This window comes from Nocardioides sp. IC4_145, assembly GCF_011250565.1.
Taxonomy (GTDB): Bacteria; Actinomycetota; Actinomycetes; order Propionibacteriales; family Nocardioidaceae; genus Nocardioides.
On record NZ_JAANMS010000049.1, the window covers coordinates 15,047 to 30,156 of the forward strand.

General features: G+C 73.5%; 14 protein-coding genes and 1 tRNA gene. 11 read left to right on the forward strand and 4 right to left on the reverse strand.

Annotated elements, in window-relative coordinates; translation table 11 throughout:
* The first annotated feature begins 25 nt into the window (after positions 1–25).
* Both G6553_RS17655 and G6553_RS17660 read left to right on the forward strand, forming a co-directional pair.
* Complete coding sequence (locus G6553_RS17655; RefSeq protein WP_166195898.1) at positions 26–1,825, forward strand: thiamine pyrophosphate-requiring protein; 1,800 nt, start codon at positions 26–28, stop codon at positions 1,823–1,825.
* A gap of 104 nt (positions 1,826–1,929) precedes the next feature.
* Entirely contained in the window at positions 1,930–3,525 is a 1,596-nt protein-coding gene (locus G6553_RS17660) for a PAS domain-containing sensor histidine kinase (protein ID WP_166195900.1), read from the forward strand.
* On the opposite strand, the gene G6553_RS17665 is transcribed toward G6553_RS17660, so the two are convergent.
* A tRNA-Lys gene (locus G6553_RS17665) sits at positions 3,523–3,595 on the reverse strand. The genes G6553_RS17660 and G6553_RS17665 overlap by 3 nt on opposite strands.
* Positions 3,596–3,849: 254 nt before the next feature.
* Here G6553_RS17665 and G6553_RS17670 point away from each other — a divergent pair.
* Both G6553_RS17670 and G6553_RS17675 read left to right on the forward strand, forming a co-directional pair.
* Positions 3,850–4,962 (forward strand): SPFH domain-containing protein, encoded by a 1,113-nt coding sequence (locus G6553_RS17670; RefSeq protein ID WP_166195902.1) that lies wholly within the window; start codon positions 3,850–3,852, stop codon positions 4,960–4,962.
* 115 nt (positions 4,963–5,077) lie between these two features.
* The gene (locus G6553_RS17675; protein WP_166195904.1) at positions 5,078–6,187 is read left to right on the forward strand and encodes a hypothetical protein; all 1,110 of its coding nucleotides are present in this window, start codon (positions 5,078–5,080) and stop codon (positions 6,185–6,187) included.
* 6 nt (positions 6,188–6,193) lie between these two features.
* Here the strand turns inward: G6553_RS17675 and G6553_RS17680 are convergent, their stop codons facing one another.
* The gene (locus G6553_RS17680; RefSeq protein WP_278249631.1) at positions 6,194–6,958 is read right to left on the reverse strand and encodes an amino acid ABC transporter ATP-binding protein; all 765 of its coding nucleotides are present in this window, start codon (positions 6,956–6,958) and stop codon (positions 6,194–6,196) included.
* Positions 6,955–8,439: an ABC transporter substrate-binding protein/permease gene (locus tag G6553_RS17685; RefSeq protein ID WP_166195906.1), complete on the reverse strand. Its 1,485-nt coding sequence runs from the start codon at positions 8,437–8,439 to the stop codon at positions 6,955–6,957. Before G6553_RS17685 ends, G6553_RS17680 begins: the two co-directional genes overlap by 4 nt.
* A 374-nt stretch (positions 8,440–8,813) precedes the next feature.
* Here G6553_RS17685 and G6553_RS17690 point away from each other — a divergent pair, with 374 nt between their 5' ends.
* From G6553_RS17690 to G6553_RS17715, 6 genes are all read left to right on the forward strand, one after another.
* The gene (locus tag G6553_RS17690; RefSeq protein WP_056863399.1) at positions 8,814–9,017 is read left to right on the forward strand and encodes a cold-shock protein; all 204 of its coding nucleotides are present in this window, start codon (positions 8,814–8,816) and stop codon (positions 9,015–9,017) included.
* Positions 9,018–9,189: 172 nt separating this feature from the next.
* Entirely contained in the window at positions 9,190–9,399 is a 210-nt protein-coding gene (locus G6553_RS17695; RefSeq protein ID WP_166195868.1) for a hypothetical protein, read from the forward strand.
* 131 nt (positions 9,400–9,530) lie between these two features.
* Positions 9,531–9,848: a metal-sensitive transcriptional regulator gene (locus G6553_RS17700; protein ID WP_166195908.1), complete on the forward strand. Its 318-nt coding sequence runs from the start codon at positions 9,531–9,533 to the stop codon at positions 9,846–9,848.
* A 70-nt stretch (positions 9,849–9,918) separates the two neighbouring features.
* Entirely contained in the window at positions 9,919–10,125 is a 207-nt protein-coding gene (locus G6553_RS17705; protein ID WP_166195910.1) for a heavy-metal-associated domain-containing protein, read from the forward strand.
* Complete coding sequence (locus G6553_RS17710) at positions 10,125–11,081, forward strand: hypothetical protein (RefSeq protein WP_207619945.1); 957 nt, start codon at positions 10,125–10,127, stop codon at positions 11,079–11,081. The genes G6553_RS17705 and G6553_RS17710 overlap by 1 nt, the downstream gene beginning before the upstream one ends.
* A complete protein-coding gene (locus tag G6553_RS17715; protein WP_166195912.1) occupies positions 11,071–13,272 on the forward strand; it encodes a heavy metal translocating P-type ATPase in 2,202 nt (733 codons plus the stop codon). Before G6553_RS17710 ends, G6553_RS17715 begins: the two co-directional genes overlap by 11 nt.
* Before the next feature lie 18 nt (positions 13,273–13,290).
* Here G6553_RS17715 and G6553_RS17720 read toward each other — a convergent pair whose 3' ends face one another.
* Positions 13,291–14,340: a hypothetical protein gene (locus G6553_RS17720; RefSeq protein WP_166195914.1), complete on the reverse strand. Its 1,050-nt coding sequence runs from the start codon at positions 14,338–14,340 to the stop codon at positions 13,291–13,293.
* A gap of 19 nt (positions 14,341–14,359) precedes the next feature.
* On the opposite strand from G6553_RS17720, the gene G6553_RS17725 reads away from it, so the two are divergent.
* Positions 14,360–15,110, forward strand: a 751-nt coding sequence (locus G6553_RS17725; protein WP_166195916.1) for an NUDIX hydrolase, incomplete at its 3' end; no start/stop codon positions are given.

Here is a 15,110-nt window from a genome sequence, read left to right on the forward strand (position 1 = left end):
GTGCCCGGACGAGGAGAGGTTGGACATGGCGGAGGAACGACTGGTCGCGGACCTGGTGGTCGAGCGGCTGCGCGCGTGGGGCGTGCCCCGGGTCTTCGGCTACTCCGGCGACGGCATCAACGGGCTGATGGGGGCGCTGCGCCGGGCCGGCGGCGACCCGGCCTTCGTCCAGGCGCGCCACGAGGAGAACGCCGCGCTGATGGCGGTCGGCCACGCCAAGTACGCCGGCGGGGTCGGTGTCGTCACCAGCACCCAGGGCCCGGGGGCGGTGCACCTGCTCAACGGCCTCTACGACGCCAAGCTCGACCACCAGCCGGTGGTCGCGATCGTCGGTCAGCAGCAGACGACCGTGCTGGGCTCGGAGTACCAGCAGGAGATCGACCTGACCTCGCTGTTCAAGGACGTCGCCGCGCAGTACGTCGCCACCGTGCTCGACCCCGAGCAGGCCGCCATGGTCGTGGACCGGGCGTTCCGCACGGCGCTGGCGACGCGGTCGCCCTGCGTGGTGGTGCTGCCGCACGACGTCCAGGTGCAGCCGGCCCCGGCGGTGCCGTCCCACGAGCACGGCGTCGTGCCGACCGCCCCGCAGTGGCGGGCGCCGCGGGTGCTGCCGACCGACGACGACCTCGTCGAGGCCGCGGCCGTCCTGAACGCCGGGGAGCGGGTCGCGCTGCTGGTGGGCCAGGGCGCGAAGGACGCGGGCGACCTGGTCCGCGCGGTGGCCGAGCGGCTCGGCGCCGGCGTCACGACCAGCCTGCTCGGCAAGCCGTGGTGGGACGAGACGCTGCCGACCAGCTGCGGGGTCATGGGGCACCTCGGCACGACCGCGTCGGCGTGGCTCATGGACCACTGCGACACGCTGCTCATGGTCGGCACCAACGACCCGTGGACGGAGTTCTACCCCGCGCCCGGCCAGGCCCGGGCCGTGCAGGTCGACATCGACGGCCGCCACCTCGGGAACCGCTACGCGGTCGAGGTCGGGCTGGTCGGCGACGCGGCGGAGACGCTGACGGCGCTGCTGCCGTTGCTCGAGGAGAAGGCCGACCAGACCTGGCGCACGGACGTCACCGAGCAGGTCGAGCGGTGGCACCGGATCGCCGAGGAGCGCGCGTCCGGCGACATCGGCGCCGCCGCCCGCCCGCTCAGCCCGGAGCGCGTCGTACGCGCCCTGACGCCGCGGCTGCCGGCCGACGCGCAGGTCAGCGTCGACGTGGGGTCGGTCGTCTATTGGTACGCCCGGCACCTCACCCTGCCGCCCGGCGTGCCGGCCCACCTCTCCTCGACGCTGGCGTCGATGGGGTCCGGCCTGCCCTACGGCCTCGCCGCGAAGCTCCAGGCACCCGACCGGCCCGTCGTGGCGCTCGTCGGTGACGGGGCGATGCAGATGAACGGCCTCAACGAGCTCGTGACCGTCGCCTCCCGCTGGCGGGACTGGGCCGACCCGCGCTTCGTCGTGCTGGTGCTGAACAACCAGGACCTCGCCGAGGTGACGTGGGAGCAGCGTGAGACCGAGGGGGATCCGCGGTACGACGTCAGCCAGTCGCTCCCGGACGTGCCCTACGCGGCGTACGCCGAGCTGCTCGGCCTCGGCGGCATCCGCGTCGAGCGGCCCGAGGAGGTGGACGACGCGTGGGACCGCGCGCTCGCCGCCGACCGGCCGGTGGTCATCGAGGCCGTGGTCGACCCCGACGTGCCGCTGCTGCCGCCCTTCCCTGCCGGCGAGGCGATGCTCGACAGCTTCGCCCGCGCGCTGGACCAGGAGGACGACGCCGAGCACGCCCGCGCGCTGCTGGACCTCGAGGCCGAGCAGGAGCGGCGGCGGTAGACCGATGGCCGCCGGGCAGCGGGCCCCCGCGTGACGTCCGCGCCCCCTGCGGCGTTGCTCCGGACGAGAAGCGCCCCGGCCGGACGGGCGGCCGAGGAGGACTGATGACGGCACACCGCGGTGTCGTGCCCGGCTCGGCGCGTCCCGACGCCGTCGAGCTGTGGCGGATGACCGTCGAGCACTCGCCGGTCGGCATGGCGCTGGTCGACCTCGAGGGTCGCCTGGTGGTGGCCAACCAGGCGGCGGCCGACATGCTCGGCTACACGCGCGAGGAGCTGCTGTCCCTGACGTTCGCGGAGGTCACCGTCCCGGAGGACCTCGCCCTGAACGAGCGCCTCTTCGGCGAGGCCCTCGCCGGCGAGCGCGACGGCTACCGGCTGACCAAGCGCTACGTGCGCAGCGACGGCGAGCACGTGTGGGGCGACCTGTCGGTGGCCGTCGTCAAGGACGAGGAGGGTCGGGCGGCGTACCTCATGTCGCAGGTCCTCGACGTCACCGAGCGGATCCGCGACCAGGAGCGGATCCGGGCGGCCGCCGACGTGATCAGCAGGCAGCAGCGGATCGCGCAGGCGATCCTCGAGACGGTCGACGTGGGGCTGGTGCTGCTGGACGCCGACGGGGAGTACGCCGTCACGAACCGCCGGCACCGCGACTTCATCGCCCTCGCGTTCCCCGACGGCCACGGCGGGCGGGCCGGGCAGGAGGGCGAGGTCTTCGGCCTCGACGGCGTCCGCTGGACCCGCGAGCAGATGCCCTCGTGGCGTGCGGCTCAGGGAGAGGAGTTCGACGACGTGCACATGTGGATCGGCGCCGACCCGGTCGTGCGCCGGGCGCTGTCGGTCTCGGCGCGGTCGGTGCGAACCCCTGACGGCACGTTCGCCGGCGCCGGGCTCGCCTACACCGACATCACCGAGGTGCTGCGCGCCCTGGAGGTCAAGGACGACTTCATCGCCGCCGTCTCCCACGAGCTGCGCACCCCGCTCGCCGCGATCCGCGGGCGGGCCGAGCTGCTCGCGTCGTACCCGGACCAGGGCCCCGAGGTCCGCGCCGACGTCGCCGCGCTGCAGCGCAACGCCGCCCGCCTGGAGCGGCTGGTCTCCGACCTGATCGAGGCCGGCCAGCTGCAGAGCGGCGCACTGCACCTGCGCTGCGCGGCGTACGACGTCGTGGCGGTCGTCGCCGAGGCCGTCGCCGCGGTCGAGCCGGCCGCCGTCGCCGCCGGGATCAGCCTGGTCGCCGACCTCGCGGACGGGTCCGGCTCGCGCCGACGGATCCCCGCGTACGGCGACGCCGGCCGGATCCGGCAGGTGCTCGACAACCTGCTCACGAACGCCGTCAAGCACACCCCGCCCGGCGGTTCGGTGCAGCTGGAGGTCTACTGGGACGACGTGGTGGACGAGGTCGAGCTGGTCCTCGCCGACACCGGCCACGGCATCCCCGCCGACGAGCTCGACCGGGTCTTCGAGCGGTTCTACCGGGGCGCCGCGGCTCGCCGGCGCGGGATCGAGGGGCTCGGGCTGGGGCTGTCGATCACCCGCGCGCTCGTGGAGGCGCACGGCGGCCACGTGATACTCGAGTCCGAGGTCGGCACCGGCACGACGTTCACCGTGCGGCTGCCGCGGCGCGTGCCCGCCGGGCGGTCCGCCCAGGTCACCGGCGCCGACCCGGGCGGAGCGGACGACACTCCGGCGGTTCAGTAGGCCCCGTGGGACTCGAACCCACAACCAAGAGATTAAAAGTCTCCTGCTCTGCCCATTGAGCTAGGGGCCCGGGGCGGAGGCACGTCCGTCGGTCGAACCGCAGGAAGGATCGTCGCCGCGCCCGGAGCGCTCATCATGCCCGACGCCGGCGGGCGCGCTGGCAGCGGCGGAGGACGGCCTCGGAGCGGGTGAGCGCGTTCCCGGCCGGCTACCGACGATCCGCCGTACGATCCTTGACCGACGCACAGGCGGTGCGCGGGGCCGTCCGGGTCGCGCACGGCGTCTCGACCCGGCCCCGCGCGGCCGACACAGGAGGGTGCCGGCATGGGGTTCATGGACAAGGTCCGGGGACAGTTCATCGACATCGTCGAGTTCCTCGACGACACCCGGGACACGATCGTGTGGCGATTCCCGCGGCAGGGGAACGAGATCAAGATGGGCGCCCAGCTCGTCGTCCGCGAGGGCCAGATTGCGGTGTTCGTCGACGAGGGCCAGATCGCGGACGTCTTCTCGCCCGGCACCTACGAGCTCACCACCGAGAACATCCCGATCCTCAGCACGCTGAAGGGCTGGAAGTACGGGTTCAGCTCGCCGTTCAAGGCGGAGGTCTACTTCGTCGGGACCCGGCAGTACACCGACATGAAGTGGGGCACGCAGAACCCCTTCACCGTCCGCGACGCCGAGTTCGGCATCGTGCGGCTGCGCGCCTTCGGCACCTACGCGCTGCGCGTCACCGATCCCTCGGCGCTGCTGCAGCAGCTGGTCGGGTCGGACCCGGACTTCGTGACCGGTGAGGTCGAGGAGTTCCTGCGCCAGGTCATCGTCGAGGCGGTCACCACCGCGCTGGCCGGGGCCGGGATCCCGATGCTCGACCTCGCCGCCAACCAGTCCGAGATCTCCAGGACGCTCGTCGGGACGCTGTCGGCCAGCCTGGCGGAGTACGGCATCGCGCTGCCGCGCTTCGTCATCGAGAACATCTCCGTCCCGCCGGAGGTCGAGAAGGCGCTCGACAAGCGCAGCCAGATGGGCATCGTCGGCGACCTCGGCGCCTTCACCCAGTTCCAGGCGGCGACCGCGCTCGAGGACGCCGCCAACAACCCCGGCGCCGCCGGCTCCGGCGCGGGCATGGTCGTCGGCATGGGGCTCGGCCAGGCCGCCGCGGGCGCCGTCGCCGGTGCCGGGCAAGCCGCCGCCGCGCCCGCCGCCCCTGCCGGACCGCCACCGCTCCCGGGCGCGCAGTGGTACGTCGCGCTCGACGGCCAGCAGGCGGGCCCGTTCGCAGCCGCCGCCCTGCCCGCCAAGGTCGCCGGTGGCCAGGTGAGCGCCGAGACGCTGGTCTGGCGCGAGGGGATGGCCGCGTGGCAGCCCGCCGGCCAGGTCCCCGACCTCGCGGGCCTGTTCGCGGCGACCCCGCCGCCCCTCCCGCCGCAGGCCTGAGATGACCGGTACGCCGCCGCTCCCGCAGACCGGTCCCGGGGAGCCCCCGCCGCTGCCGCAGGCCGCCGCGCCTGACGCGGCGCCAGATGTGGCACCCGACGCCGGACCGGCTCGGGTGGACCTGGCGGACGTGCTCTTCGCGTCCTGCCCGTCGTGCGGCTCGCAGGTCACCTACGCGCCGGGCACGACGGTGCTGACCTGCGGGGCGTGCGGGGCGTCCCGCGCCATCGCGGCCGGCGAGGACACCACGGTCGACGAGCACTCCTTCGAGGACTGGATCGCCGCCAACGACCAGGTCCGGGTCGCCTCGCTCGGCGGGCAGGTCCTGCGCTGCGAGGGGTGCGGCGCCCAGGTCGAGACCACCGACCTGGCCCGGACCTGCCAGTTCTGCACCGGTCACCTCGTGGTGCTCTCGTCGCCCGACGGCCTCGTCGCGCCCGAGGGGGTCGTGCCGTTCGCGGTCGCGAAGGACGGCGCGCAGGCGGCGTTCAAGGAGTGGGTGAGCTCGCGCTGGTTCGCGCCGACCTCGCTGAAGAAGGTCGGGAGCGCCCACTCGCTCCAAGGCACCTACGTGCCGCACTGGACCTTCGACGCCCGGACCAGCAGCCGCTACACCGGCAAGCGCGGTGACCACTACTACGTCACCCGCACCCGGACCGTCTCCGACGGCAACGGCGGCACGCGGACCGAGACCTACCAGGACCGCGAGACCCGCTGGTCCCGGGCGTCCGGCCGGGTGGCGCGGGACTTCGACGACGTGCTGGTGCCGGCGACGACCCGGCTCGACCAGGAGCGCCTCGACGAGATGGGTCCGTGGCGGCTCGACACCGCGGTGGCGTACCAACCCGAGTACCTGTCGGGGTACTCCGCGCTGCGCTACGACGTCGATCCCCAGGACGGCTCGCAGGCCGCGCGCGCCGAGATGGCCGAGGTCATCGAGGACGACGTGCGTCGCGACATCGGCGGCGACGAGCAGCGCATCTCGCAGGTCGACACCAGCTACGCCTCGGTGATGTTCAAGCTGATGCTGCTGCCGTTGTGGCTGGCGACGTACACCCACGGCGGCAAGCAGTGGCAGGTCATGGTCAACGCCAACACCGGCAAGGTGACCGGCGACCGTCCGTGGTCGGCCGTCAAGATCACCCTGGCGGTCCTCGCCGCGATCATCGTGCTCACGACCATCGTCGTGCTGGTCGTGCAGGCCCGGGAGGGCTCCGTGGGCTGACGTCCGTCAGCCGGCCTCGAGCACCCGGCTGAGGAACCGCCGGGTCCGCTCCTCCCGGGGGTCGGTCAGCACCTCGGCGCCACCGCGCTCGACGACCCGGCCCCCGTCGAGGAACAGCACCTGGTCGGCGACGTCGCGGGCGAACCGGACCTCGTGGGTGACGATGACGAGCGTCCACCCCTGCTCGGCGAGGTCGCGGACGACCTCGAGCACCTCGCCGACGAGCTCGGGGTCGAGCGCGGAGGTCGGCTCGTCGAGCAGCAGCACCTCCGGGCGCAGGGCGAGCGCGCGGGCGATGCCGACCCGCTGCTGCTGGCCGCCGGAGAGCTGGGCGGGATACGCGTCCTCCCGGCCCGCCAGGCCGACCTGGGCCAGCAGCGTCCGGGCGTCCGCGACCGCCTCCTCCCGGTCCCGCCGCTGCACCTGCACCGGGCCCTCGATGAGGTTCTGCAGGACCGTCCGGTGGGGGAAGAGGTTGTGGGACTGGAAGACCATGCCGCTGCGGGCGCGCAGCGCCTTGACGGCCCGGCGGTACGCCGCCTTGCCGGCGGGCGGGGCGCCGAAGTCCAGCTGCGCGTCGCTGATGCGCACCGACCCGGCGTCGGGGGTCTCCAGCACGTTCAGCGACCGCAGGAGGGTGGTCTTGCCGGAACCCGACGGCCCGAGGACCGCGGTGGCCGTGCCCGCGGTGGCGGTGAGGTCGATCCCTCGCAGGACGTGCTGCTCGCCGAAGGACTTCTCGAGCCCGCGCACCTCGATCAGCTCGCTCATGCCACGTACCTGCTCAGTCGTCGTTCGAGCGGTCCCTGCGCGAGGCTCACGAGGTAGCAGACGATCCAGAAGTAGAGCGCTGCCAGCGCGTAGAGCGGGAGGTACTCGAAGGTGGCGGCCGCGGTGACCTGCGCCTCCCGGAACAGCTCGGGCACCAGCACCAGCGAGGCCAACGAGGTGTCCTTGATGAGCGAAAGCAGGCTGTTGGACAACGGCGGCACCGCCGTGCGAGCGGCTTGGGGCAGCACGACGCGCCGCATCGACTGCCCGTAGTCCATGCCGATCACGGTGGCGGCCTCGTACTGTCCGCGGGGGACGGAGAGGATCGCGGCGCGCATGATCTCCGCGGCGTACCCGCCGACGTTGAGGCTCAGGGCCAGGATCGCGGCGGGGTAGGGGTCGAGGTCGACGCCGATCTGGGGGAGGCCGTAGAAGACGATGAACAGCTGCACGAGCAGCGGCGTGCCGCGGATGACCGAGATGTAGAACCGCGCGGTCCAGTCGAGGAGACGGATGGCGGAGAGGCGGGCGAGGGCTGCGCCCAGCCCGAGCGCCAGCCCGATCGCGAAGCTGGCCACCGTCAGCGGCAGCGTCCCCCGGAGCAGGCCGACGAACATGGGCCACGCGGTGTCCTGGAGGACCTCCCACCGGGTCCGGCTGTCGGAGGCCCGCACGTCGACGTCGGTCGTCCCGCCCTCGACCGTCACGTCGGCACCGAAGTAGTCCTCGGAGATCTGCCCGAGCGTGCCGTCCTCGGTCAGGGCCGCGATCGCCGCGTCCGCCTCCTCGCGCAGCGCGGCATCGGCTCGGGTGAAGGCCAGCGCCTGCTCGAGGACCTCCTCGCCGGCGGGGCCCGCGATCTTCACCTCGTCGTTGCCGGAGGTCGCGAGGTAGTCGAGCACCGCGATGTTGTCGTTGACGATGGCGTCGACCCGACCCTGCACCAGCAGCTCGACGCCCGGGCCGAAGTCCTGGACGTACTGGATCCGCGCGCCGGCCTCCCGCGCCACCTTCGCCCAGTTGCTGCTGGCGGTCTGCGCGGTGGTCCGCCCCCTCAGGTCCTCCAGCGACGTGATCTCGTCGTCGTCGGCGGCGGTCACGACGACGCCGCGGGAGTAGGTGTACGGCGTGCTGAACAGGTAGCGCGCCTCCCGCTCCGGCGTGATGGTCACCTGGTTGGCGACCACGTCCAGGCGCCCGGAGTCCAGGGCGGGGAAGAGGGAGTCGAAGGGGGCCTCGACGAACCGGAGCTCCCACCCCGCCTCCTCCGCGACCGCCCGGACGACGTCGACGTCGAACCCGGTCAGCTCGTTGGACTCCGGGTCGCGGTAGCTGAAGGGCGGGTAGACCCCCTCGGTGCCGACGCGCACGACGCGGGGCTGGTCGCCCTCCGCGGCAGCGGCCGGGCCGACGCCCGGAGCCAGGCCGACGAGCCCGCTGCAGACCACCAGGGCAAGCAGCAGCAGGCGGAACGACGGCACGACGATGCCGTACCCCTCCGGACCCTCCGCGACTCTCCGGGACCCGTCGGAGGCCCGTCGGAGACCCGTCGGGGACCCGCCCGGGAGCCCCTCCGGGCCGCTCCGCGAGGGGCCGGATCACCCACCCGTCGCACGACCTTCACGTGCTGCTTCCACAGAAGTCGCTCCGAAAGGTTTGCAACCGGCCCAGGCTTGGTACTGTCGTGCCTGCAACAGGTGCAAGTTCCAGCTGGTCTGACGCCCGCGGAGTTTGTGATCCAACGGCGTTTTCGTTCTGTGGTGCAACCAATCACGGGTCGGAGCGACGTGTCACCGCATCTGGTGCGGGCCGCCGAGGTGGCGGCTCTCGCCCCGACGAAAGAGGAATGAGCACAATGGCTCAGGGCACCGTGAAGTGGTTCAACGCTGAGAAGGGCTTCGGCTTCATCGCGCAGGAGGACGGCGGCGACGACGTCTTCGTGCACTACTCGGCGATCCAGACCCAGGGCTACAAGTCCCTGGACGAGAACCAGAAGGTCGAGTTCGACGTGACCCAGGGCCCCAAGGGTCCCCAGGCCGAGAACGTCCGCCCCGTCTGATCCCTGCGAGCTTCGCTCGTAGCAGCACGGAGCGCCGGGCAGCACCTGCCCAGGTCTCACGCGAGGCCCCACCCGCATGCGGGTGGGGCCTCGTGCCGTCTCCGAACCACCCGTCTGGGCCACGGTGGCGCGGGAGGTTTGACCGTAGAGTGGCGCGGGAAGGTGAGTGCGGATGAGCGAGGAACGACAGGCCACGAGCGGACAGACGGAGGCGGGCGTGCACGACCAGTTCGACGTGACGCTCGAGGACGCCGACCTGCTCGGTGAGGTCGAGCTGACCACCAACCTGATCATCGCCGCGAGCGAGTCCGAGGAGCACCTGAGCGACGACGAGATCGATCGCATCCTCGGCGTCGCCCCGCAGCACCGCCGCGAGGACTGACCCGCCGACGCCTCGGCGTACCCACACCGACGCACCCGAGCCCGCCCGACCACCCGGTCCGGCGGGCTCGTCGCATGTCTGGTCGGTCACGCAGGCTTGGACGAGGTACCCCCTAGGGGTATGGTCGAGGTGTGGACGACCAGACCCCAGCACCTGCGCACGAGCACCAGCACGGCTACCTGTCGCAGAAGGACGACTACCTCAAGCGGCTGCGCCGCATCGAGGGGCAGGCGCGCGGGCTCCAGCGGATGGTGGAGGAGGAGCAGTACTGCATCGACATCCTCACCCAGGTCTCCGCAATGACGAAGGCCCTCCAAGCGGTCTCGCTCGGCCTGCTGGACGAGCACCTGCGCCACTGCGTCGTCGACGCGGCACGCGCCGGGGACGCCGAGGGCGCCGAGAAGGTCGAGGAAGCCATGGCGGCGATCACGCGCCTGGTGAAGTCCTGAGCACGACCGCCTGCACGACTGCCTGCACGACCACCTGCACGACCACCTGCACGAGCACCGAGGAGTCGAGATGAGCACGAGCACCACCTGGACCGTCACCGGCATGACCTGCGCCCACTGCGAGGCGTCGGTCCGCGAGGAGATCGGCGAGCTCCCCGGTGTCGAGTCGGTCACCGCCGACCACACCAGCGGCGAGGTCGTCGTCACCAGCGCCGAGCCGGTCGAGCGGTCCGCGGTCGCGGCGGCGGTGGCCGAGGCCGGATACGAGCTGGCCTGATGCGTACGTCGACGCGGGTCGCCGGCTTCGTCGCCGTGTTGGCCCTGGTCCTGGCGGCGGGCTGGGCCGGTGGTCGCTGGCTCGGCCCGGACGAGGACACCGTCGCCACCGACTCCGCAGGCCACGGGCACGCGGACGACGCCGCTGGCGGGCCCGCGGGCGGCCACGGCGACCACGGCGAGCACGGCGCGGCCGTCGCCGCCGGGCTCCAGGTCAGCGAGCACGGCCACACGCTGACGCTCGCCGAGGGCACGCTGCCGGCGGGCCGTCAGCAGCTCGCCTTCACGATCGAGGGCGAGGACGGGCCGGTGACGGCGTACGACGTGGCGCACGAGAAGGAGCTGCACCTCATCGTCGTGCGGCGGGACCTGACCGGCTTCCAGCACGTCCACCCGACGATGGACGACGACGGCACCTGGCGGGTCGACGTCGACCTCGAGCCGGGACCGTGGCGGGTCTTCGCGGACTTCAAGCCGACCGGTGGCGAGGCTCACGTGCTCGGCGCGGACCTGTTCGTGCCAGGCGACTTCGAGCCCGAGCCGGTGGGGGACCAGCAGCTCGCCGCGAGCGTCGACGGGTACGACGTCAACCTCGGCGGCGGCTTCACGGTCGGCACCGCGTCGACCCTGACCGCAACGGTGAGCAAGGACGGCGAGGTCGTGGACCTCGAGCCGTACCTCGGCGCCACCGGCCACCTGGTCGCGCTCCGCGCCGGCGACCTCGGCTACCTCCACGTGCACCCGGAGGACGGCGACCGGGCGGGGTTCCACACGGCCTTCCCATCGGTGGGGACCTACCGGCTGTTCCTCGACTTCAAGCACGACGGTGTGGTGCGCACCGCCGCCTTCACCGTGCAGGTCGAGGGCGCCGGCCACGACCACGGCACGCACAGCCACGGCGACGAGGCTGGAGACCACGAGGACGGAAGCGAGGACGGGCACAGCCATGACCACTGACGTCGAGCTCACGATCTCCGGGATGACGTGCGCCTCGTGCGCCAACCGGATCGAGCGCAAGCTGAACAAGCTCGACGGTGTCGAGGCGAGCGTCAACTACGCGACCGAGAAGGCGCGGGTGCGCTTCGCAGAGACCGTCACGCCGGAGGCGCTGCTGCGCACGGTCGAGGCGGCCGGCTACTCCGCGGCGCTGCCGCCCGAGCGCACCAACGAGCCGCAGGACGGGCCGGACCGGGGCGACCCGGAGCTGGACGCCCTCCGCAACCAGCTGGTGGTCAGCGCGCTGCTGACCGTGCCGGTCATCGCGATGGCGATGGTGCCGGCGCTGCAGGTCGAGTACTGGCAGTGGCTCTCGCTCACGCTGGCCGCGCCGGTCGCGGTCTGGGGCGCCTGGCCGTTCCACCGGGCGGCGGTCCTGAACGCCCGCCACGGCGCGACGACGATGGACACGCTGGTCTCGGTCGGCGTGACCGCGGCGTTCGGCTGGTCGCTGGTCGCGCTGCTCTGGGGCAGCGCCGGCGAGCCGGGCATGACGCACGCCTTCGAGCTGAGCGTGAACCGCACCGACGGCCTGTCGAACATCTACCTCGAGACCGCCGCCGGCGTCACGACGTTCCTGCTCGCCGGCCGCTGGTTCGAGAAGCGGTCCAAGCGCCGCGCCGGCGACGCCCTGCGCGCGCTGCTCGACCTCGGCGCCAAGGACGTCGTCGTGCTGCGCGACGGCGTCGAGACGCCGCTGCCCGCCGACCGGCTCGCCGTGGGCGACGTGTTCGTCGTGCGGCCGGGGGAGAAGGTCGCGACCGACGGCGTGGTGGAGAGCGGTACGTCGGCGGTGGACGCCTCGATGCTCACCGGCGAGCCGGTGCCGGTCGAGGTCGGCCCGGGCGACGCCGTCACCGGCGCGACCGTCAACGCGGGCGGGCGGCTCGTCGTCCGCGCCACCCGCGTCGGATCCGACACCCGGCTCGCGCAGATGGCGCGGCTGGTCGAGGAGGCGCAGAGCGGCAAGGCGCGCGCCCAGCGACTGGCCGATCGCGTCTCCGGCGTCTTCGTGCCGATCGTCATCGCGCTGGCCGTCGGCACGCTCGGCTTCTGGCTCGGCACCGGCGTCGAGACCTCGGCCGCGTTCGCCGCGGCGGTCTCGGTGCTGATCATCGCCTGCCCGTGCGCGCTGGGCCTGGCCACGCCGACCGCGCTGCTGGTCGGCACCGGCCGGGGCGCCCAGCTCGGCATCCTGGTCCGCGGGCCGGAGGCGCTCGAGCAGACCCGCCGCGTCGACACGGTCGTGCTCGACAAGACCGGCACGGTCACGACCGGCCGGATGACGCTGGTCGACGTGGTCGCCGCCGACGGCACCGGCCCCGCGGACGTACGCCGCCTGGCCGGCGTGCTCGAGTCGGCCTCGGAGCACCCGATCGCGCGGGCGGTCGCCGACGGGCACACCGGCGCAGTCGAGGACTTCGTGAACCTGCCCGGCCGCGGGGTCCGCGGATCCGTCGAGGGGCACGACGTCGTGGTCGGCCGGCCCGCGCTGCTGGCCGAGCTCGGACACCCGCTGCCGGACCGGCTCGTCGACACGGTCGACCGGGCCGAGGCGGCCGGACGGACCGCGGTGGCCGTCGCCTGGGACGGGGCGGCACGCGGCGTGCTCGTGGTGGCGGACGGGGTCAAGGACACCTCGGCCGAGGCGGTCTCGCGGTTCCGGGCGCTCGGGCTCGCGCCGGTGCTGCTGACCGGCGACAACGAGCGCGCCGCCCGGGCCGTGGCTCGCGAGGTCGGCATTGACGACGTGGTCGCCGGGGTCATGCCGGAGGACAAGGTCGAGCACGTGCGGCGGCTGCAGGCCGAGGGCCGCGTCGTCGCGATGGTCGGCGACGGGGTGAACGACGCCGCGGCGCTGGCGCAGGCCGATCTCGGCATCGCGATGGGCGCCGGCGCCGACGTCGCGATCGAGGCCAGCGACCTGACCCTGGTGCGCGGGGACCTGCGGGTCGCCGCGGACGCCGTACGGCTCTCGCGCCGCACGCTCGGGACCATCCGGTCGAACCTCGTGTGGGCCTTCGGCTACAACGTCGCCGCGCTGCCGCTCGCCGCCGCCGGCCTGCTCAACCCGATGCTGGCGGGGGCGGCGATGGCGCTGTCGTCGGTGTTCGTGGTGGCCAACAGCCTGCGGCTGCGGACGTTCCGGTAGTCCGTCACAAGGTCGCCGTCAGCAGGTCGCGAAGAGGACCGGGCCGGTCGAGAGGTCGGACAGCACGTAGCTGCCCTCGACCGGCTCGAGGTCCATCGTCACGACGTTGCCGTCGGCGGCGACGCGGCCGAGGTCGAAGCGGTCCGCGAAGTCCCCGCCCTGGCCCGGCGCCGGCCCCGCCGCCAGCGTGGCCCGGGCGTCGGCGTCCTGCCGGGCGCGGTCGCCGTCCTCCAGCGCCATCGCGACCCGTACGTCGCCGCCGGGCCGGAACCCCATGACGAACCCGGTCAGCGGGTGCACGCCACCGGCCTCGTCCACGAGCCGCTCGCCCTCGGCCGCGTCGGCGGGGTCGGCCTGGCCCATCGCGAGCGCGCTGCACGCGTTGTCCCCGGTGTAGACGGCCGCGGCGAGCAAGTCGCCGGCCCGGTCGACCGCGTCCTCGACGCCGTCGGCCACGCCGCGGTCGGCGTCGCGCTCGACCAGCCCCCGCAGGTAGTCGGCCTTGTCGCTGGCCAGCACGAGGTCGTCGTCCTCGTCGAGCGCGACGTGGGCGAGCTCGGGGGTGACGCCGACGCCCGCGACCAGGTCGTCGCCGCCGGTCCACACGTCGGTGTCGTCTGCGGGCTCGTCGTACCCCAGCTCGCGCAGGCGGTCCGCGACCGCCTCCGTCCCGCCGTCGGGGACGCGCATGACCACGACCGCGCCGTCGGCGCCCTGGCTGAACAGCTCCCACTCGAGGCTGGCGGGGGAGAAGCCGTAGCGGCTCTGCATCGGCTCCGCGCTCTCCACCAGCGCCGACGTGGCCGCGAGGTCGGCGTCGAACGCCTCGTCGAGCATCGCCCGGACGTCGTCGTTCGGCGAGTCGGCGTCGACCGCGCTGCCGAGCTCGGCGCGGACCGCGGCCCAGTCGGTGAAGGAGAACCGCTCCCCGTCCGCCGGCGCGAGCGACATCGCCCGCTGCAGGTCGGTCGTGTCGCGCTGTGCCCACCAGCGCCAGCCGGCGAACGCCGCTGCCGCGACGACGACGAGTGCGACGGCGACCGCCACCCATCTCCACGGCCTCGGCACGGGTGTGAGACTAGCCGCCATGGACGTGCAGTCCGCCGGAGCGGTCGTGCTCCGGCGCATCGAGGGGCGCAGGTCGGTGCTGCTGGTGCACCGGCCGAAGTACGACGACTGGTCCTTCCCGAAGGGCAAGCTCGACCCCGGCGAGCACGCGGCCGTGGCCGCGGTGCGCGAGGTGGCCGAGGAGACCGGCCTGCCGGTGCGGCTCGGGCCGCCGCTGCCGACCCAGCGCTATCCCGTCGTCGGCCGCTCGGGCACCCCTCGGACGAAGACCGTGCGCTACTGGCTCGGGCGGGTGCTCCCCGACGCCCCGGTCGACGTCGCCGGCCACACCTGCGGCGACGAGATCGACCAGGTCGCGTGGGTGCCGCTGTCGGAGGCGCCCGGGCGGATGACCTACGACTACGACCGCGCCACGCTCGCCACCGCGCTCGAGGTGCCCCGCGGGTCGGTGCCGCTCGTGGTGCTCCGCCACGGCCAGGCCCACCCGCGCAAGCAGTGGGCCGAGGACGACCGGCTCCGCCCGCTCGCCCCCGCCGGACGCGACGAGGCACTCGCCCTCGCGCCGCTCCTCACGGCGTACGGCGTCGCCTCGGTGGTGACCTCGCCGTCGGTCCGCTGCGTCGAGACCGTCCTGCCGTACGCCGGCGCCGCCGGGCTCCCGCTCCGCGAGGAGCCGGTGCTGACCGAGGAGGACGCCACCCCCGACGGCGTGCGCCGCCTCGTCGACTCGCTGCTCGACTCCCGCGTCCCGACGGTCCTGTGCAGCCACC